The organism is Pseudomonas sp. NFACC16-2 (genome assembly GCF_900119205.1).
Lineage (GTDB): Bacteria > Pseudomonadota > Gammaproteobacteria > Pseudomonadales > Pseudomonadaceae > Aquipseudomonas > Aquipseudomonas fluorescens_Q.
This window is the reverse complement of the sequence record NZ_FPIX01000012.1, coordinates 33,375-48,500: the sequence shown is the minus strand read 5'-3', so window position 1 is coordinate 48,500 and position 15,126 is coordinate 33,375. Positions and strand designations below refer to the sequence as shown.

10 protein-coding genes and 1 pseudogene are annotated in these 15,126 nt (G+C 52.7%); 8 read left to right on the top strand and 3 right to left on the bottom strand.

All coding sequences use genetic code 11. The annotated features are described in order from the left end of the window. The first annotated feature begins 114 nt into the window (after nucleotides 1-114). The 3 genes from BT116_RS12680 to BT116_RS12670 all read left to right on the top strand — a co-directional run bounded on the left by BT116_RS12680 (nucleotide 115) and on the right by BT116_RS12670 (nucleotide 4,221). Complete coding sequence (locus BT116_RS12680) at nucleotides 115-1,284, top strand: hypothetical protein (protein ID WP_072344029.1); 1,170 nt, start codon at nucleotides 115-117, stop codon at nucleotides 1,282-1,284. Between the two features lie 154 nt (nucleotides 1,285-1,438). Next, nucleotides 1,439-3,196, top strand: coding sequence for a terminase ATPase subunit family protein (locus BT116_RS12675; protein ID WP_072344026.1), 1,758 nt, complete (start codon nucleotides 1,439-1,441; stop codon nucleotides 3,194-3,196). Next, a complete protein-coding gene (locus BT116_RS12670; RefSeq protein ID WP_072344023.1) occupies nucleotides 3,196-4,221 on the top strand; it encodes a phage portal protein in 1,026 nt (341 codons plus the stop codon). The genes BT116_RS12675 and BT116_RS12670 overlap by 1 nt, the downstream gene beginning before the upstream one ends. Before the next feature lie 33 nt (nucleotides 4,222-4,254). Here the strand turns inward: BT116_RS12670 and BT116_RS12665 are convergent, their stop codons facing one another. Continuing rightward, complete coding sequence (locus tag BT116_RS12665; protein WP_139209441.1) at nucleotides 4,255-7,515, bottom strand: VPA1262 family protein; 3,261 nt, start codon at nucleotides 7,513-7,515, stop codon at nucleotides 4,255-4,257. A gap of 1,093 nt (nucleotides 7,516-8,608) precedes the next feature. Between BT116_RS12665 and BT116_RS12655 the strand changes: the two genes are divergently transcribed. From BT116_RS12655 to BT116_RS12645, 3 genes and pseudogenes are all read left to right on the top strand, one after another. Next, nucleotides 8,609-9,808 carry an MFS transporter gene (locus BT116_RS12655; RefSeq protein WP_072344014.1) on the top strand — a complete coding sequence of 400 codons (1,200 nt, stop codon included), beginning with the start codon at nucleotides 8,609-8,611 and terminating at the stop codon, nucleotides 9,806-9,808. A 258-nt stretch (nucleotides 9,809-10,066) separates the two neighbouring features. Continuing rightward, nucleotides 10,067-10,533: pseudogene (locus BT116_RS12650) on the top strand (nuclear transport factor 2 family protein). Nucleotides 10,534-10,674: 141 nt separating this feature from the next. Continuing rightward, nucleotides 10,675-10,902: an integrase gene (locus tag BT116_RS12645; protein WP_003204158.1), complete on the top strand. Its 228-nt coding sequence runs from the start codon at nucleotides 10,675-10,677 to the stop codon at nucleotides 10,900-10,902. 13 nt (nucleotides 10,903-10,915) lie between these two features. On the opposite strand, the gene BT116_RS12640 is transcribed toward BT116_RS12645, so the two are convergent. Both BT116_RS12640 and BT116_RS12635 read right to left on the bottom strand, forming a co-directional pair. After that, the gene (locus BT116_RS12640) at nucleotides 10,916-11,398 is read right to left on the bottom strand and encodes a GNAT family N-acetyltransferase (protein ID WP_072344008.1); all 483 of its coding nucleotides are present in this window, start codon (nucleotides 11,396-11,398) and stop codon (nucleotides 10,916-10,918) included. 75 nt (nucleotides 11,399-11,473) lie between these two features. Further along, the gene (locus BT116_RS12635) at nucleotides 11,474-12,409 is read right to left on the bottom strand and encodes a helix-turn-helix transcriptional regulator (protein ID WP_072344005.1); all 936 of its coding nucleotides are present in this window, start codon (nucleotides 12,407-12,409) and stop codon (nucleotides 11,474-11,476) included. A 563-nt stretch (nucleotides 12,410-12,972) separates the two neighbouring features. On the opposite strand from BT116_RS12635, the gene BT116_RS12630 reads away from it, so the two are divergent. Then, nucleotides 12,973-14,304 carry an MFS transporter gene (locus BT116_RS12630; protein ID WP_072344002.1) on the top strand — a complete coding sequence of 444 codons (1,332 nt, stop codon included), beginning with the start codon at nucleotides 12,973-12,975 and terminating at the stop codon, nucleotides 14,302-14,304. A 102-nt stretch (nucleotides 14,305-14,406) separates the two neighbouring features. Continuing rightward, nucleotides 14,407-15,105: a fumarylacetoacetate hydrolase family protein gene (locus BT116_RS12625; RefSeq protein ID WP_072343999.1), complete on the top strand. Its 699-nt coding sequence runs from the start codon at nucleotides 14,407-14,409 to the stop codon at nucleotides 15,103-15,105. The last annotated feature ends 21 nt before the right edge of the window (nucleotides 15,106-15,126 follow it).

Here is a 15,126-nt window from a genome sequence, read left to right as displayed (position 1 = left end):
CACAAGGAGCTAAATAATAACGAGCAGATTTTGAAAATGATGTTTATGTGCCATTATTGATTTTCAAAATTGGAGCCGTGGCTTCGGCTATTTTTCATTCGAAAGGGAATTTGCATGGCTATGTCAGAAAACTTCGGAAGTAATCGGATTAAATTCGCGTATTTTCTTCCGGGCTGGATATATGGTGTTGGGGACAAGGCTGTGCTTCGTAAGAGCGCCACGTCGGTTCTTACCTCGGAATACCAAAGCAACATGAAGGGGGCTATTTTTTGTCCGGAATGTTGTGTTGGTTTGTTTCGATCTCCTGAGGAGGGAGAAAAGGATGCTAGAGGTCGCGCTGCATACTTTGCTCATACTCAAAAACATAGGCCGCCGTGTGGGCTCCGTGTGAAAAAACGCGATGGACAAAGATTTACCGATGAGGAGGAGGCCAAGCAAGCTGTTGATGATGAATTATTGGTTGTAGTGAAGAGTTTTATGAAGCACAAGCCCGTAGCTCCTCAGCTACAGGGACAGGTTTATTCTGGTCCTGTAGTCGAAGATATTGATGGAGAGCTTTCCGAGGTGCCAATTCGTCGGCATAACGGAGAGAAGATAAAACTGCCCAGCCGAATTACCTCAGTTCGAGGGTTGTGTACAAATTTCAATAAAAACTTTCATAAATATTATTTCTTGCCTGAGGCGCAATACCCACAACTATTGAGCGATGCCTTGGTAAACGTATCCGCGGTGAAAGAACCTAATACAAAGCCAAGGCTATATTACGGGCGCATAAAATATATTCGGGTTATGGGGCAAGGCAATCCAGACAATATTCAGATGACCCGGATTGAATATGAGAATAATGGTAATTATCAGGATTTTACGTTAAAAATGACGGTGCGTGATTCCACTGAGCATAGGATTGTAGATTCCGCTATTGGACGAGTGCTGTTGATGTATGGTCCGGTTTCTAAGAACGGAACTGGGCTGGCAATTAGCGATCTGGGCTGGGGGGAGTTTGCATTACTTCCATCAAAATACGAATCAGTTCTGTATCCAATAGAAGGCGTTCGTCATCAAGAAACTTTCGAGGAGCTATTAGCTGATGCAGTTGGTCTCACTGTAGAAGAGTTGGAGGAGTGGATGGAGAGCGAGGAGCCGGAATATACGCGTGACGAGATGTTGGTAGGGCATGTGGTGAATTTTCGCGATGACACTCCAGAAAGTATAATGAATCAGGTTACAGGTCGAACTGGTGACTACACTGCTAACGTGGGAATTATTTACATGGATGATGACTAGCAGCCTTGGTTGCGTGAGATATAGATGTAATTGATGCGTCAGAATATTCCGATTTTTGAGCGTTTTTAATCGGTTTATAGTTTGAAGGTTGTTAGCGTATTAGCTACAAGTAGTAGGACTGTTTAGCTTTGAGGGCACGCAGCAGCATCTAGGCATGGTGAAGACTGCTCTGCTGCCCATTGATCCACGACGCCAATCCAAGTTTCTATACTGGATGGGTTGGCGCGTCTGTGAGATTGCCGAGGCAACGGGGGCAAAAGAAAAAACACTGCACAGTTGGAAAGCCCGCGACGAGTGGGACCGGGCCGACAATGTCGAACGCATCGGCGGTGCCCTGGAAGCACGCCTGGTGCAGTTGATCCTCAAGGACAACAAGACCGGCGGCGATTTCAAAGAGATCGATCTGCTGCATCGGCAGCTTGAGCGTCAGGCCCGCATTCAGCGTTACCAGGATGGTGGTACCGAAACCGACCTCAACCCGAACCTCTCCAAGCGCAACGAGGGGCCGAAGAAAAAGTCCCCGAAAAATGACATCAGTGAAGACCAGATCGAGCTGCTGCGCGAGGCCTTCATCGACGGCTGTTTCGATTACCAGAAAGACTGGTATCGGGCCGGCAACCAACGCACCCGCGTCATCCTCAAGAGTCGGCAGATCGGCGCCACTTACTACTTCGCCCGCGAGGCGTTCATCGACGCTCTGGACACCGGTCGCAACCAGATTTTCCTGTCGGCTTCGAAGAACCAGGCCTACCTGTTCCGTGGCTACATCCAGGCCTTCGCCCGGGAAGTCATCGGCGTCGAGCTGACCGGTGACCCGATTGTATTGCCCAACGGCGCCGAGCTGTTTTTCCTCGGGACCAACGCCCGCACCGCCCAGGGCTATCACGGCAATTTCTACTTCGACGAGTTCTTCTGGACGTTCAAGTTCGAGGAGTTGAACAAGGTCGCCTCGGGCATGGCGATGCACAAGAAATGGCGCAAAACCTACTTCTCCACGCCGTCGAGCATGGCCCACGAGGCGTACACCTTCTGGACCGGCGAGCGCTTCAACAAGGGCAAGCCCGCCGCGCAGCACACCAAGGTTGATGTGACCCACGGCGTGCTCCAGCAGGGGCGGTTTTGTGAGGACCGGCTGTGGCGCCAGATTGTCACCATCCTCGACGCGGAGCGGGGCGGCTGCGATCTGTTCGACATCGAAGAGCTGCGCCGCGAGTACAGCCCGGAGGCCTTCGCCAACCTGCTGATGTGCGAGTTCGTTGATGACGGCGCAAGCATCTTTCCGCTTTCGGTATTGCAGTCCTGCATGGTCGATAGCTGGGTGGAGTGGGCCGAGGACTACAAACCGTTTGCCATGCGCCCGTTTGGCGACCGCCAGGTATGGGTCGGGTACGACCCTGCCGAGACGGGCGATTGTTCCGGCCTCGTGGTGGTCGCGCCGCCACTGGTGCCGGGCGGCAAATTCCGTGTGCTCGAGCGCCACCAGTTTCGCGGCATGGACTTCGCCGCCCAGGCCGCCGCCATCAAGGGTGTGTGCGACCGCTACTGGGTGACCTACATCGGCATCGACGTCACCGGCCTGGGCAGCGGCGTGGCCCAGCTGGTGCGCCAGTTCTTCCCGGCGGTGACCACCTTCAGCTACTCGCCCGAGGTGAAAACCCGCCTGGTGCTCAAGGCCTACGATGTGATCCACAAGGGGCGGCTGGAGTTCGACGCCGGCTGGACCGACATGGCCCAGTCGCTCATGGCGATTCGCAAAACCATCACCGCAGGCGGCCGCCAGTTCACCTACACCGCCGGCCGCAACGACAACACCGGCCATGCCGACCTGGCCTGGGCGCTCTTCCACGCATTGCAGAACGAACCGCTCGAAGGGCAGACCGCTGCCAATACCGGGCGAATGGAGATTTACTGATGACCGAACAACTTGCCAGCCAGGAGCTTTTGCCGGCCGCCCTCGATGCCTCTAGTGCGGGTACTCAGGTGTTTAGCTTCGGAGAGCCGACGCCGGTGTTGGGTGGGCGAGAGGTGTTCGATTATCTGGAGTGTTGGTTCAACGGGCGGTGGTATGAGCCGCCGTTGTCGCTCAATGGCCTGGCCCGGTCGGTGGGGGCGAGTGTGCATCTGCATTCGGGGTTGATGTTCAAGCGCAACCTATTGAGTAAGACGTTTATTCCGCATCCGATGTTGTCCCGGGCGGCTTTTGAACAGTTTGCCCTGGACTTTCTGTGCCTGGGCAACGGGTATCTGGAGAAACGCCGTTCGGTGCTGGGCAGCACGCGGCAACTGGTGCCGTCGTTGGCGAAGTACATGCGGGTCGGGCCGGAGGGGCAGTTCTACCAGGTGCAGGGCTGGAAGAATGAGCATGCGTTTGAGCCGGGGAGCATTTTTCATCTGCGCGAGGCGGATTTGCATCAGGAGATCTATGGGCTGCCGGAGTGGATCAGTGCCTTGCAGTCGGCGCTGTTGAACGAGTCGGCGACGTTGTTCCGGCGCAAGTATTACGAGAACGGCAGTCACGCCGGTTTCATCCTGTACATGACCGACGCGGCGCAGACTGAGGCGGATATCGACGCTTTGCGCAAAGCGCTGAAGGAGTCAAAGGGGCCGGGGAATTTTCGGAATTTGTTTGTATATTCTCCCACAGGCAAGAAAGACGGCATCCAACTGATACCGGTAAGCGAGGTAGCGGCCAAGGATGAATTTAACTCGATTAAAAATCAGACCCGTGACGACGTACTGGCGAGCCTACGCATCCCGCCGCAGCTGATGGGGATCGTGCCGCAGAATGCGGGAGGGTTTGGATCGATTCGGGAGGCAGCGCAGATTTATGCGGCTAATGAGTTGGAACCAATTCAGATGCGAATGAGGCAATTAAATGATTGGTTAGGCGGGGACGTTATTCGATTCAGCGAGCTTTCGTTTTCCAATGTGCAATAATAGGGCTGCAAAACATGCAGCCCCGTTTGGTATTTATTCTTCGTATTGGTCTTTGAGTAATATGGAGTAATTTGAAGCTGGAAAATTGTATTCTTCCCATTCAGATTTTCTACGAAAAAAACTCAGTTGGCTACTGGCTCCAACCAAATCCACTAGGTGTGATTCGATTTGGTTGGGGCGAGGCAAAAAGCGGTAAGTCCAACGGCTCAAGCCGTATATCCATAATGATATCTTTAATGCGGAATCTAGGTCATCCCAATTAGAAGCCTCTATAAGAGGTCTGTGTATGGTTTTGCTAAGTCTTTCAAGGGTTTTTTCAAAGAAGTCAAGCATTGGCAGCTGAACTTTCAAGCTGGTGCGCGAGAAAAGATAGCAGAAAATATTTGTGGTGACTGCTTCTTTCTCTGATGAGAAGACAATCGTTTGACCAATCAACATTTTCTGAAAGAAATTTTTTATCTCTTCTAGCCAAATTGCAGCGAGGTCATCTATTCTAATGAGATTTTTAATAATTAGAGGGTTCAATATTTTCTGCGTAAGCCAAGGCTCGCACCAAGAAAGCTCTGTTATTCTTCCCCTTAAGTTGTCAATGATTTCCGTCGTCTCTGTGCGGTTGAGTTTCCTAGTTATCTTGGATAGGTAAATTTCAGTCATGTGTTCAAATATAGCAGAGGGATGAGGCGTAGGTGGAGAGTAATTGTTAATCATCCATCCGATGAACTGCATCTGGTCTTCGCTACGTAGTCGGCATATTAGGCTTGCATTTGTTATATCTTCGATGATGCATTTATCTAACGCGTGAAAGCAAATCCATTTTAGGAATGGATTATCTCTTGAATGAAGTAAGTTGAAGAGGTTGCTTGGAGATCCTATTTCAGCAGTAACGCCGATTTCACGTATTATTTGCGCATGGATGTAGTGGTCTATTGTTATTTCGATATTCTGATTGGCTGTTTTTTTGTGTTGGTTCTCAAAGTCGGATAGGAGGCCAATAATCGTCTCGGGGAAGCTATCCCAGAGAATCTTTATTGCATAATAGTCTCCCCAGCTTAAAGGTTTGAATTTACCTCCTCTGCATAGGTAATGAATTTGGTCATACTTAAGTAGGTGTGCTGTACTTATATTGAGTTTTGAACAGAGGTTTAACGCCTCTTGCGCTTCTGACGTTGAAGTGAGCGGTGTTGATTGTTTGGCTTTTAAGAATGAGACGAGTCTATCTACTATCGATTCTCCGGCTTCGTTGTCTTTTAAGATGTAGTGTTCGCCGATAGGGGTGTTAGCCAGTAGGTGCCCCATGATCTCCCAGTAGGAGTTGAAGTCTGGTGCGGAGCATTGGGAAAGTAGTTCGATCGCTCCATCGGGTTTTGATAGGATTTTTGGTACGAATGATTCTTCGTTTAGTATTCCAAGCTCTCGTAACTTGTTTCGTAATTCTTCTGACTGCAGTCCATTTATGGAGCTTTCACCCGTCCAGGCCGAGAGTATCTCTCCGGAGGCCGGGTTGTTTAAGAAGGTTAAAGGTTCGTATCTACGATGTATAGTATCTGCCTTTTGAATGTGTTGCGTATCCCAAATTAGTAAAGGGTCATTTTTATCTGGGGGCGATTTTGTAATGGTTTTCTGTACGAGTTTTTGTGCGTACTCAATGACTATTGGTAACGTATCTTTCGGTATGGAGGTGATCAGGAGAGGGTGTTTATCTGTCGCAGCTTGCAAGGAGTTCGATAAATGAAAGCCTTTGATGTCGTAGCCAATTGAGTCAGATATTAGTATGTATCTATCATGGAAAAAATGTTTCGGGAATCCATAGATTTTTATTTTTATTGCCGCAGATTCGCGAGCTAACTGTTCGCAGCAACTCAGAAGATTGTTAAGTCGTTGCTTTTTTTCGTCTGACTCTAATGTCGTAAATACAGTGTAGTTTGTGTGTGAGCTCGCATTTGCAATTAGTAGCGTGGCACCCACATCCTCAAAATACGGGTCGAAAATAAATACCTGCTTGTTAGGGTTTTCTTGAAGTGTAGTTTTTATCCACTCCACAAATTCGATCCTGCCATTGCCATCGCCCTCTGAATAGCGTTCAAAAAATCTCGCCTCTGACTTGTTGACTTTTGTATTGCTCAGCAGATTAATATTTTGCTTGTTGATGGCCTCCCAAGGATCAAGCCCTAGATGCTCATTGTTGTGCTGGAATGCATTGTCTCGATGTATGGTGAGCGCGTTGATTATTCTAGAAGGGTGAATGTCAGGGTTGGTTGTCTTCGTAAGCCAATCAAGCTGTACCCGCTTTGATATTGATGTTTGGCTGTGAGTAAAATTTAATCGAAGGTTTCTAAAATAGCTAACGCCATACTTGGCAAATAGTTCTGCGGGCGAACTGTCGTCAGTTTGTACGTGTATTTCAATTTGGGTGCTATCTGTAAGGTCGTACATGTCGATGGGAATAGTGAAGCTGTATTCGACAATATCATTGTGTGGTTTTGCAATTCCCAATGCATCGTATATTGTTTTTTTGTTGTTTAGAAAGGTCGCTTTTATAAAATAAGTGGCTTCGTTTGGCAGGAGGTAGGTTAAAAGGCTGGTGGTTAGAGTTTGTTCTTTCGCTTTCCATGTTACTGACAGTAGGTTGCTTCCGTTGTCATGCAGCGTAGGGAATACCAGTAGCTCAAGATCACCAAGTCTTTCGATATCGTTCCCAAGAAAGTCTAGTCCAGTATCTTTGTTTGTTTTTTCTATAACATAAAATATTAAGTCTTTTTGTATGGAGTTGTTTGTCGAAAACATGTTGAGTTTGTTTTTTGACACTATGGAGCCGCTAAATGCTCCTGCTGAACTATGTGGACTTTTCAAGCCAGGGCTGTTGTGATCATTCCGCATCGGAAGATAGGATACAGGCCTAAAATAATGTTCGTTTGCTAAAGTGAAACTACCAAAAAGCCTCTTCTGTTTGACGTCCATCTCTAAGTGAAGTGTACTGGATATATCCTCTAGATTTTTTCCGTCGCTCAGTAATGAAATGAAAGCTTGGATGATGTTGTTTTCGCATAATATTGTTGTGTTTATGATGGTTGCTTTACAGTCTTTAAGTGTCTTGCTGGAAGGGTTTTTCGAGCTGGCCCATTTGTTCGTGGAGTTGGAGTGTGGAAGTATTCGTCCATATATTAACCGTATATCCTCAGGCTTGCTGTTCTCAATCTTAACTAGCCATAGTTGAATGGCGCATTTTTTATCGCTCTCGCTGAATATACGCTTGAGGTTTTTGTGGTTAATTAATCGTGAAAGATGCTGATTCATGCCTCTTCCTTAAGCTTGTGAAGTAGTTTAGTAGCCAGGATCTTGAGTTTTGTGAGGTAGAGAATACTTGAAAATTCTATTTGGCTAACACTTTTCAGAAAGCACGTATTAGTAGTCTCGTATGACACTGGCAGATGCGATGGTCCTGTGGAGCTCAAGAGCTTGCGGGACGCATGCGCTGTCTCCTTTGGCGCGCGCCGTCATCCCCCCACCACGCCTCCGGTCTAAATGGGGCTTTTATTCCGCAGTCCTGCACATAGCTAAGCAGGATCAAGGCTGGGAGTTGCCGTGATGATCGTGGCAAGCAAAAAGCCTGCGAATCCCTGCGAAGGGTAGGGGCGCCCGATGAGTCCCCCAAGACGTGGCTTGTCGCCGAGTGCGATTCACCATCAGACGCAGGAGCTCAGTCGGAAAAAGTAAGGTGGTAATTCGGTAGCTATCGCGTCGACAATCCCCCCGTATTCATTGGTTTTGGTGGATGGTTTCGGGAAGTGATTTTGAGTAAGGAGAGAGGTGTTATGTTCATAACTTATTGATTTATAAGAAACGAGTAAAAATAAAAATCACTTTCTTGAAAGGTAATTGCCTTACTTTCACACTGCTTAAAATTACCTTGCACCAGTCCTATACAAGCCAGTGAAATCTAGCTCTCAGGTAGACCAGAGAATCGAGTTACCAAAATGGCTCTTTTCCGACGTCGTTCCCAAAAAAACGCGTAAAGCCCTATGGCAGCTCGCTTCCTGTTGCCGCACAGATTCCATGGGACTGCCATGGGAACGCTTGCGCGCAAACTATCGGCCTGAAACCCTTATAAACCGGGACCGGATTCTCTGAAAACGACAATCGGGTGGTTTCGAATCTCTCCTTCACCGCCAAATTCGATACACACAAAACCCCTGGTTTTCCAAGAAAACCAGGGGTTTTGTGGTTTCTGCCGTCTGAAAAAAAAAGACGATAGGGGCAATGGCCCCCAGGTGATACGCCGGCAGTGCAAAAGGTGTAAATTTCCTAACCTTGACTCCGCCACCCAAATGACTATCCCCCCATGTAGCCATGCTACAAAACGGCCTGTTCAACGCGCGGAAAAAAACCGATGTCATCGCTCGCCAACGGAAGGCCCACCAATCGATTCGGCTTGTTTTGCATAGCCAGTTTTCTCCTGTCCATTTCTTATGGCGCCACTTTCCTGATCTCCCTGCTGGTGTCCTCCTTGGGGGGAACTGAGCGCGATGCAGGGCAAGTCTTTGCCGTTGCCATGACGAGTACTCTGGTCGCGGTGGTCGCCTCGGGGCATTTGATGCAGCGCGTAGGCGCTGCACTGTGCGTGGCCCTTGGCGCTGTGTTTCTGGTCATTGCGTCCATGGGTTTTGCGCTGTTATCGGACCTTGGTATCGGTTTGTTGGCCTGCGGTTTGATGCTGGGGATCGGCTGGGGACTGTTTTACACGGTTGGGCCCATCATGGTCGCAGCGATGGTCGAGCCATCCAGGCGGACTCATTGCTTCGCGCTTTTGTCGGGCAGCATGTTGACGGGGATCGGTAGTGGCCCTCTTTCAGGCAAGTTGGCCAGTTCCGTTGGGCTCCCCATACAGACGGCTTTCTTCTTTGCCGCCGCCGCAGCATTGTTGGGTGGGCTGTATTTTTGGTGGCTGAGAACGGGCTTTGCCGAAGCGGAGCGCCGCTCTGGCGATAAGGCCCGGATGGGGCTGAGATCGGCGACGGATGTGCTGCGCTCACGTTCGGCGTTGTCCATTTTGATGGTGGGGCTGGGCGGCGCGATCTTTGGCGGCCTGGGCAGTTTCCAGACCAGTTATGCCGCCAGTCAGGGGCTTGACTACTCCCTGTTTTTCGTCGGCTTCATGGGGGCGGCTATCGCTTGTCGGTTGTTGATTGCCAGGTGGGTGGTCAGCCGTGACCCTCTCGCGACTTCTTGCCTGTTGACCACGTTGATGTTGGTCGCCGTGACAGGGTTCGGTGTGTGGGTCCATGACAGTCTGAGTTATGGGGTGACCGCCGCCTTGCTTGGGGTCGGTTACGGTCTCAACTATTCAGTCATCAATGGCCTGGCTGCCAACGAGGCGCCACCTGGGCTGACCGCACAAGCGCTGCTGCTTTTCAGCCTGTCCTACTTCATTGGCGTATTCGGGTTTCCCTTTATCGCCGGCAAGCTCATCAGCAGCACGGGCGTGAATGGGATGCTGCTTAGTGTCGGATTGATCGCTCTGCTTGCCTGGGTCTTGAGCGTCAGTCGCTGGCTGGCCGGGCGGTTCTGGAAACCAGCCTTCTCTGAATGAAAAATTCTCCTCAGGCGTGCGATAGCTTCCGGTGGGCGGGGAGATCGAGCACTGGGGCAAGAGGGTCGCGAAGACTGAAGGCAGAAAGGCACGGCAAATTGCTTGATGGACGGCTGCCCGTGGAGCCTCGCCACTGGACAGCATCAGGCAACCTCACAGCAGTATCGGGCAAAGGTTTCTGGGCACATGCCGTTAAGGTCCTCCTGGAAGAGCGTCTTATCAACTGCATGGCTGTGAGAGAACATCATGACCCGATGGATGAATTTTGCTTGGCGCGTCCAGGCGCTTGCACTGTCTTTAATATTGTTTACGAACAACGTCTGGGCTTCGGAAAACACCCAGCACGCGAATGCGACGCGGGTCCGCCAGGCCTTCACTAACTGGCAGCAGGGCAACGGCACGGCGTTCGATCTGCTGGCGCCCAATGCGAAATGGACCGTGGCCGGGACGAGTCCTGTTTCCGGTGTCTATAACAGCAAGGCTGAGCTGGCCCAAGTCGTGCGGCCGATTACCGCGCGACTGGCAACACCCATTGTCCCCACGGTGCAGAGCATCGTTGCTCAGAATGATGTCGTGGTTGTGCTGTGGAACGGAACAGCCACGGCGCTTGATCACAAGTCCTACAACAACACCTACCTGTGGCACATGACCTTCAAGAATGGTCAGATCATTGAAGTCACCGCCTTCCGAACGATCTTATCCAACGCGTAAAACCCCCACAGTAGTGGCTGGGCTATCTTGTTGGCTGTGAAGCAGTTCGCTTTTCCGTGGCGTGCTCTCCAAAAGGTTTACTCGATTCAGAACAAAAACCGGAAATGCGTGGTCTTTGTCAGTACCCCAAGTTCGTCTCTCCCTGAGGTCGCACAATGAGTCTGATCGATTGCCCTGAATGCGCTTCCAGAATTTCCGACAAGGCCTACGCCTGCCCACATTGCGGCAATCCTTTCCGGGAGCCGAGTTTCCGCCTGACTGAGAAGAACGTGGGACAGATTGCCGGGGTGACCGGCGTCTGGCTCACCGCGCCGTGGATCGCGCGGATGGTCTTTGGTGTGGTGGCCGTGATTGCGGTGGCCGCGGTGTTGATTCTGCGGTGACTGTGTCGATTGGCTAGCTAGCCGGGCGCGTCGTGCGAACGCTCTGCCGAACATAATAATTGTCGAACTCGCTGCTTTCGACGAATTGGAAGCCATGGCGGATGTAAAAGCGATTTGACGCGCTTTCCTTAAGGGCACCCACCCTGAGCGGGAGCGCGGCCGCATCCGCTTCCTTGAAAATATGATCGAGAACAGCAGCGCCTATTCCTGATCCTTGCGCACAGGGCCTTATATACAAGTGGTCAAGCAAGAGTTCATGGCTGAAAGGCTTGACCACAACGAACCCGACCCTCTTTCCCGACACCTCGATGTGGCGTGTATGGCAGGGTTCGAAACTACCAAGAAACCGCTCGCGCGCCCGCACCGGATCAAATCGCCCCACACGCTCCAGGCTTTCGCGCATGGCCTCGATTCGAATGCCTGCCAGATCCTCCGAGTCGTTTTGTTGAGTGGGGACCAGAATGACTGGAGGGTTTTGATTGGGGGGGAGGGCCATTGTTCACGCTCTGATTTTCATCCGGGAAGCCAGTATAGATAACCTGACGATGCCGGCTCATGGCGTCGGATGTATCTAGCCATTGTTCAACGGCAACTGCGGACTGTCCGGATTCAACTGCTGTCGCCTGAACTGCCCCGGCGGCTGTCCATGTATCTGGCGAAAACGCCTGGAAAAATAGGCCTCGTCGGCAAAACCGCACAACCTCGCCACTTCGCCCACTGGCCGTGTTCCATTGAGCAAGTAATTGCGCGCCGCATGCATCCGGCGTTCGAGTACCAGTTCGGTGAAGGTCTTGCCGATTTCCTTGCGCAGCCAGTGGGTCAGGTACGTCGGTGACAGGTAAGTTGCCGCGGCCACCTTGATCAGGTTGAGGTCGGGGTCGGCGATGTTCTTGCGCAAGTACTCGGACATCCGGCCCAGCGCATCGCGTCGGCTGACTTCGGCGGCGTTCTCTTCGGCCAAGCGCTTGAGCGGCTCGGCGTACAAGGCGCAGACGCTGCCGATCAGTTGCAGCAACAAGCCCTTGAGCATCTCGCGGGTGCCGAACTGACGGTTCTGGTCCAGGCCACGCATCTGCTCGATCAGCGCGCAGGCTTTGGCGAAATCCTCATCCCCCAGAATGAAGTCCAAGTGTTCCTGGAAACGGAACGGTGACAGTTCCGGCGCCAGCAGAATCGAGACCTCTTCCAGGTCCATCGGGTCGCACTGCAGATGCGGCAGCAGGAACGTCTGGGAAAAATTGATCACCATGAAGTTGCTCTCGGCCGGGTGCGGAATCACGTGCACGCGGTGGGGCAGGATGAAGGCCAGGGTGTTGCGCGGAAACGGACGTTCGGCGTTGCCAATGTGTTGCACGGTGTCGCCGCCAAGGTTGATCTGGATCTGGAAGTATTCGTGGCGGTGCGGGCTGGTTTCGGCGCGCCGACCCTTTTTGTCGCGGATGTAGAAATCCGTCAATTCGCTGCGTTGCTGCATGACGTAGGTGGGGACTCGGCTCGGTGATGACATCTCCTGGGAATCCTTTGCGGTGCATGACGGTGATGACGATTGTGACTGTGCATCTTGATGATTTTCAAGGAGTCATACGATGACGAAGCTGTTGGCGTGAATTTTCTGTCTCTTGAAAATGGAGGGCGCTTGTCCAAAAACGATAAATTTTATTTTTATAATTTGCGCTTTAAAAACAAACGCTTAGGTTGATCTTAGAAAGATTATGAAAAAAATCACCCATCTGATTTTTTGGACAGGTTCCTTTGATGCGGTTTTAAACGGGAAAAATGATCTAACAGCTCAGTTGATTTTGAATGGTTGTACGACCACTGTTGGGCCACGCAACCCGTCTCTCCATCCAAAAACAATCAAAAGGTGCGTTCATCATGAACCTGTTCCTGCTTCACGCCGACCCTCCCGATTGCTCCTGCGACAGATCCTGTTGCAAGGCCTCTTTGAACACCTGACACCGGCTGTTCGCGCTTCTCATTCCTGTAGCGATTGTTCTGCCCCGGCATCGAGGGCATTGATTTCGGCTGCTCGTAAACATTTCGACGCTTCTAACAATAACGAGGTCCACCATGTCGAACTCTCACACCTCCCAAATTGCCAGCGCCCAGGACGCAGCAGTACCAGAGCGTCTGCCGTCGCGGCGGCGTTGGTTCATGCTGTCGTTACTGCTGATCGCGACGATCATCAACTACATCGACCGGGTGAATATCTCGATTGCCGCGCCGTTCCTCGCCAAGGACCTGGGCCTGGACAAGATCGAGATGGGCCTGATTTTTTCGGCGTTTGCCTGGACTTACGCGATCGCACTGGTGCCGGCCGGCTTCATCGCCGATCGCTTCGGTTCCCGGTTCACCTACGGGGTGTCGCTGATCAGTTGGTCGACCGTCACCGTCTGCCAGGGTTTGGCCACGGGCTTCGCTTCGCTGTTCGGTCTGCGCCTGGCCGTCGGCGCGATGGAAGCGCCGGCGTTTCCGGCCAACAGCCGGGCGGTCACGGTGTGGTTCCCAGCGCGTGAACGGGGCCTGGCCAGCAGCATTTACGTCTGCGGCCAGTACTTGGGCACGGCGCTGTTTACCGGTGCACTGCTCTGGCTCGCCACCACTTATGACTGGCGCCATGTGTTCTACAGCACCGGCGCACTTGGCATCGTCTTCGGTGTGGCCTGGCTGTTCTTGTATCGCGACCCGATGAACTGCAAGAAAGTCAGCAAGGAAGAACTCAAGTACATCGAAGCCGGGGGAGGGCTGGTCAAGAGCAGCCAGGAGCGCACCCGCTTCAACTGGCGGCAGATCGCCGAGCTGTTCAGCTATCGGCAGGTCTGGGCGATTTGCATCGGCAAGTTCGCCAGCACCTCGGCGCTGTACTTCTTTCTCACCTGGTTCCCCACGTACCTGATCGAAGAGCGTCAGCTGACCATGATCAAGGCCGGGATCTTCGCCGTGCTGCCGTTCGTGGGCGCGACGGTGGGCATCCTGCTCGCCGGGATCGTGTCCGACCTGCTGATCCGTCGCGGCTACTCGCTGTCCTTCGCCCGCAAGTTGCCGTTGGTGGTCGGGTCGATGCTGGGCATGTCCATCGTCCTGGTGAATTTCACCGATTCGAACGTGATCTGCATCGCCGTACTGACGATTGCCTTTTTCGCCCAGGGCATCGCTTCGTCCTCGTGGGCGGCGGTGTCGGAAGTGGCGCCCAAGGAACTGATCGGGCTGACCGGCGGGATCACCAGCCTGGCGGCCAACATCGGCGGGATTGTCACCCCCATCGTGATTGGCGCAATCGTCCACAAGACCGGCTCATTCGCCTTGGCCTTCTGGTTCATCGGCGGCGTGGCGCTGATCGGCACCTTGTCCTATTCGCTGCTGCTCGGCCGCTTGTATCGCATTGAACTCAAGGCGCGTTGAGCCCGGAAAAAAGCTGTTTTTCTCCAACACGAGGCGGCATTCCTCCAACTTCGCCAAGGATTGCCGCCGTACGCTGACCCTTCCAACAGGACTTTTATCAGGATGAACATGCCCGAGTATGTCTTTACCCCGGACTTGCCAGTGACCTTGTCGGTTGTCGGCACCCCGCAGCGTTTTCCCGTCGGCCGGGTCTTTTGCGTTGGTCGCAACTACCCCTGGCCTGATACCCAGGGTGAATCCCGAGTGCCACCGGTGTTCTTCATGAAGCCAGCCAGTTGCGTGGTGGAAGCGGCGGGTGAGGTGACGTTTCCATCGGTGACCGAGGAGTTCGCCCACGAAATCGAATTGGTCGTGGCCATCGGGGAGGGCGGTGCCCACATCCCTGAGAGCCAGGCGTTGGCTTATGTGTGGGGCTACGCGGCGGGTCTGGATCTGACCCGGCGTGATGTCCAGCGCGAGGCCAAGCGTAACGGTTTGCCGTGGGAGGGTGCCAAGGTGTTCGACGGTGCCGCGCCAATGACCGCCATCGTGCCGGTCTCCCGGGCGGGGCATCCCGATGGCGAGTTGTGGCTGAACGTGAACGGCCAGGAGCGTCAGCGCGACAGCCTCGACAGCCAGATCTGGTCGGTCAGTGAAGTGATCGCCCGCATCTCCCAATCGGTGGCGCTGCGGGCCGGCGATCTGATCATGACCGGCAGCCCGGCAGGCGTCGATGTGCTGCAGCCGGGTGATGTCGTCACGGCAGGCATCGACGGTATCGGCGAACTGGAAATGCGCGTCGGTCCGCGTTTGTCTTACTGAATTCGAGAAAGGAGAACCCAC

Coding starts and splice junctions, on each gene's coding strand:
- BT116_RS12680 (WP_072344029.1), top strand. CDS start 115: ATGGCTATGTCAGAAAACTTCGGAAGTAATCGGATTAAATTCGCGTAT.
- BT116_RS12675 (WP_072344026.1), top strand. CDS start 1,439: ATGGTGAAGACTGCTCTGCTGCCCATTGATCCACGACGCCAATCCAAG.
- BT116_RS12670 (WP_072344023.1), top strand. CDS start 3,196: ATGACCGAACAACTTGCCAGCCAGGAGCTTTTGCCGGCCGCCCTCGAT.
- BT116_RS12665 (WP_139209441.1), bottom strand. CDS start 7,515: ATGAATCAGCATCTTTCACGATTAATTAACCACAAAAACCTCAAGCGT.
- BT116_RS12655 (WP_072344014.1), top strand. CDS start 8,609: ATGTCATCGCTCGCCAACGGAAGGCCCACCAATCGATTCGGCTTGTTT.
- BT116_RS12645 (WP_003204158.1), top strand. CDS start 10,675: ATGAGTCTGATCGATTGCCCTGAATGCGCTTCCAGAATTTCCGACAAG.
- BT116_RS12640 (WP_072344008.1), bottom strand. CDS start 11,398: ATGGCCCTCCCCCCCAATCAAAACCCTCCAGTCATTCTGGTCCCCACT.
- BT116_RS12635 (WP_072344005.1), bottom strand. CDS start 12,409: ATGTCATCACCGAGCCGAGTCCCCACCTACGTCATGCAGCAACGCAGC.
- BT116_RS12630 (WP_072344002.1), top strand. CDS start 12,973: ATGTCGAACTCTCACACCTCCCAAATTGCCAGCGCCCAGGACGCAGCA.
- BT116_RS12625 (WP_072343999.1), top strand. CDS start 14,407: ATGAACATGCCCGAGTATGTCTTTACCCCGGACTTGCCAGTGACCTTG.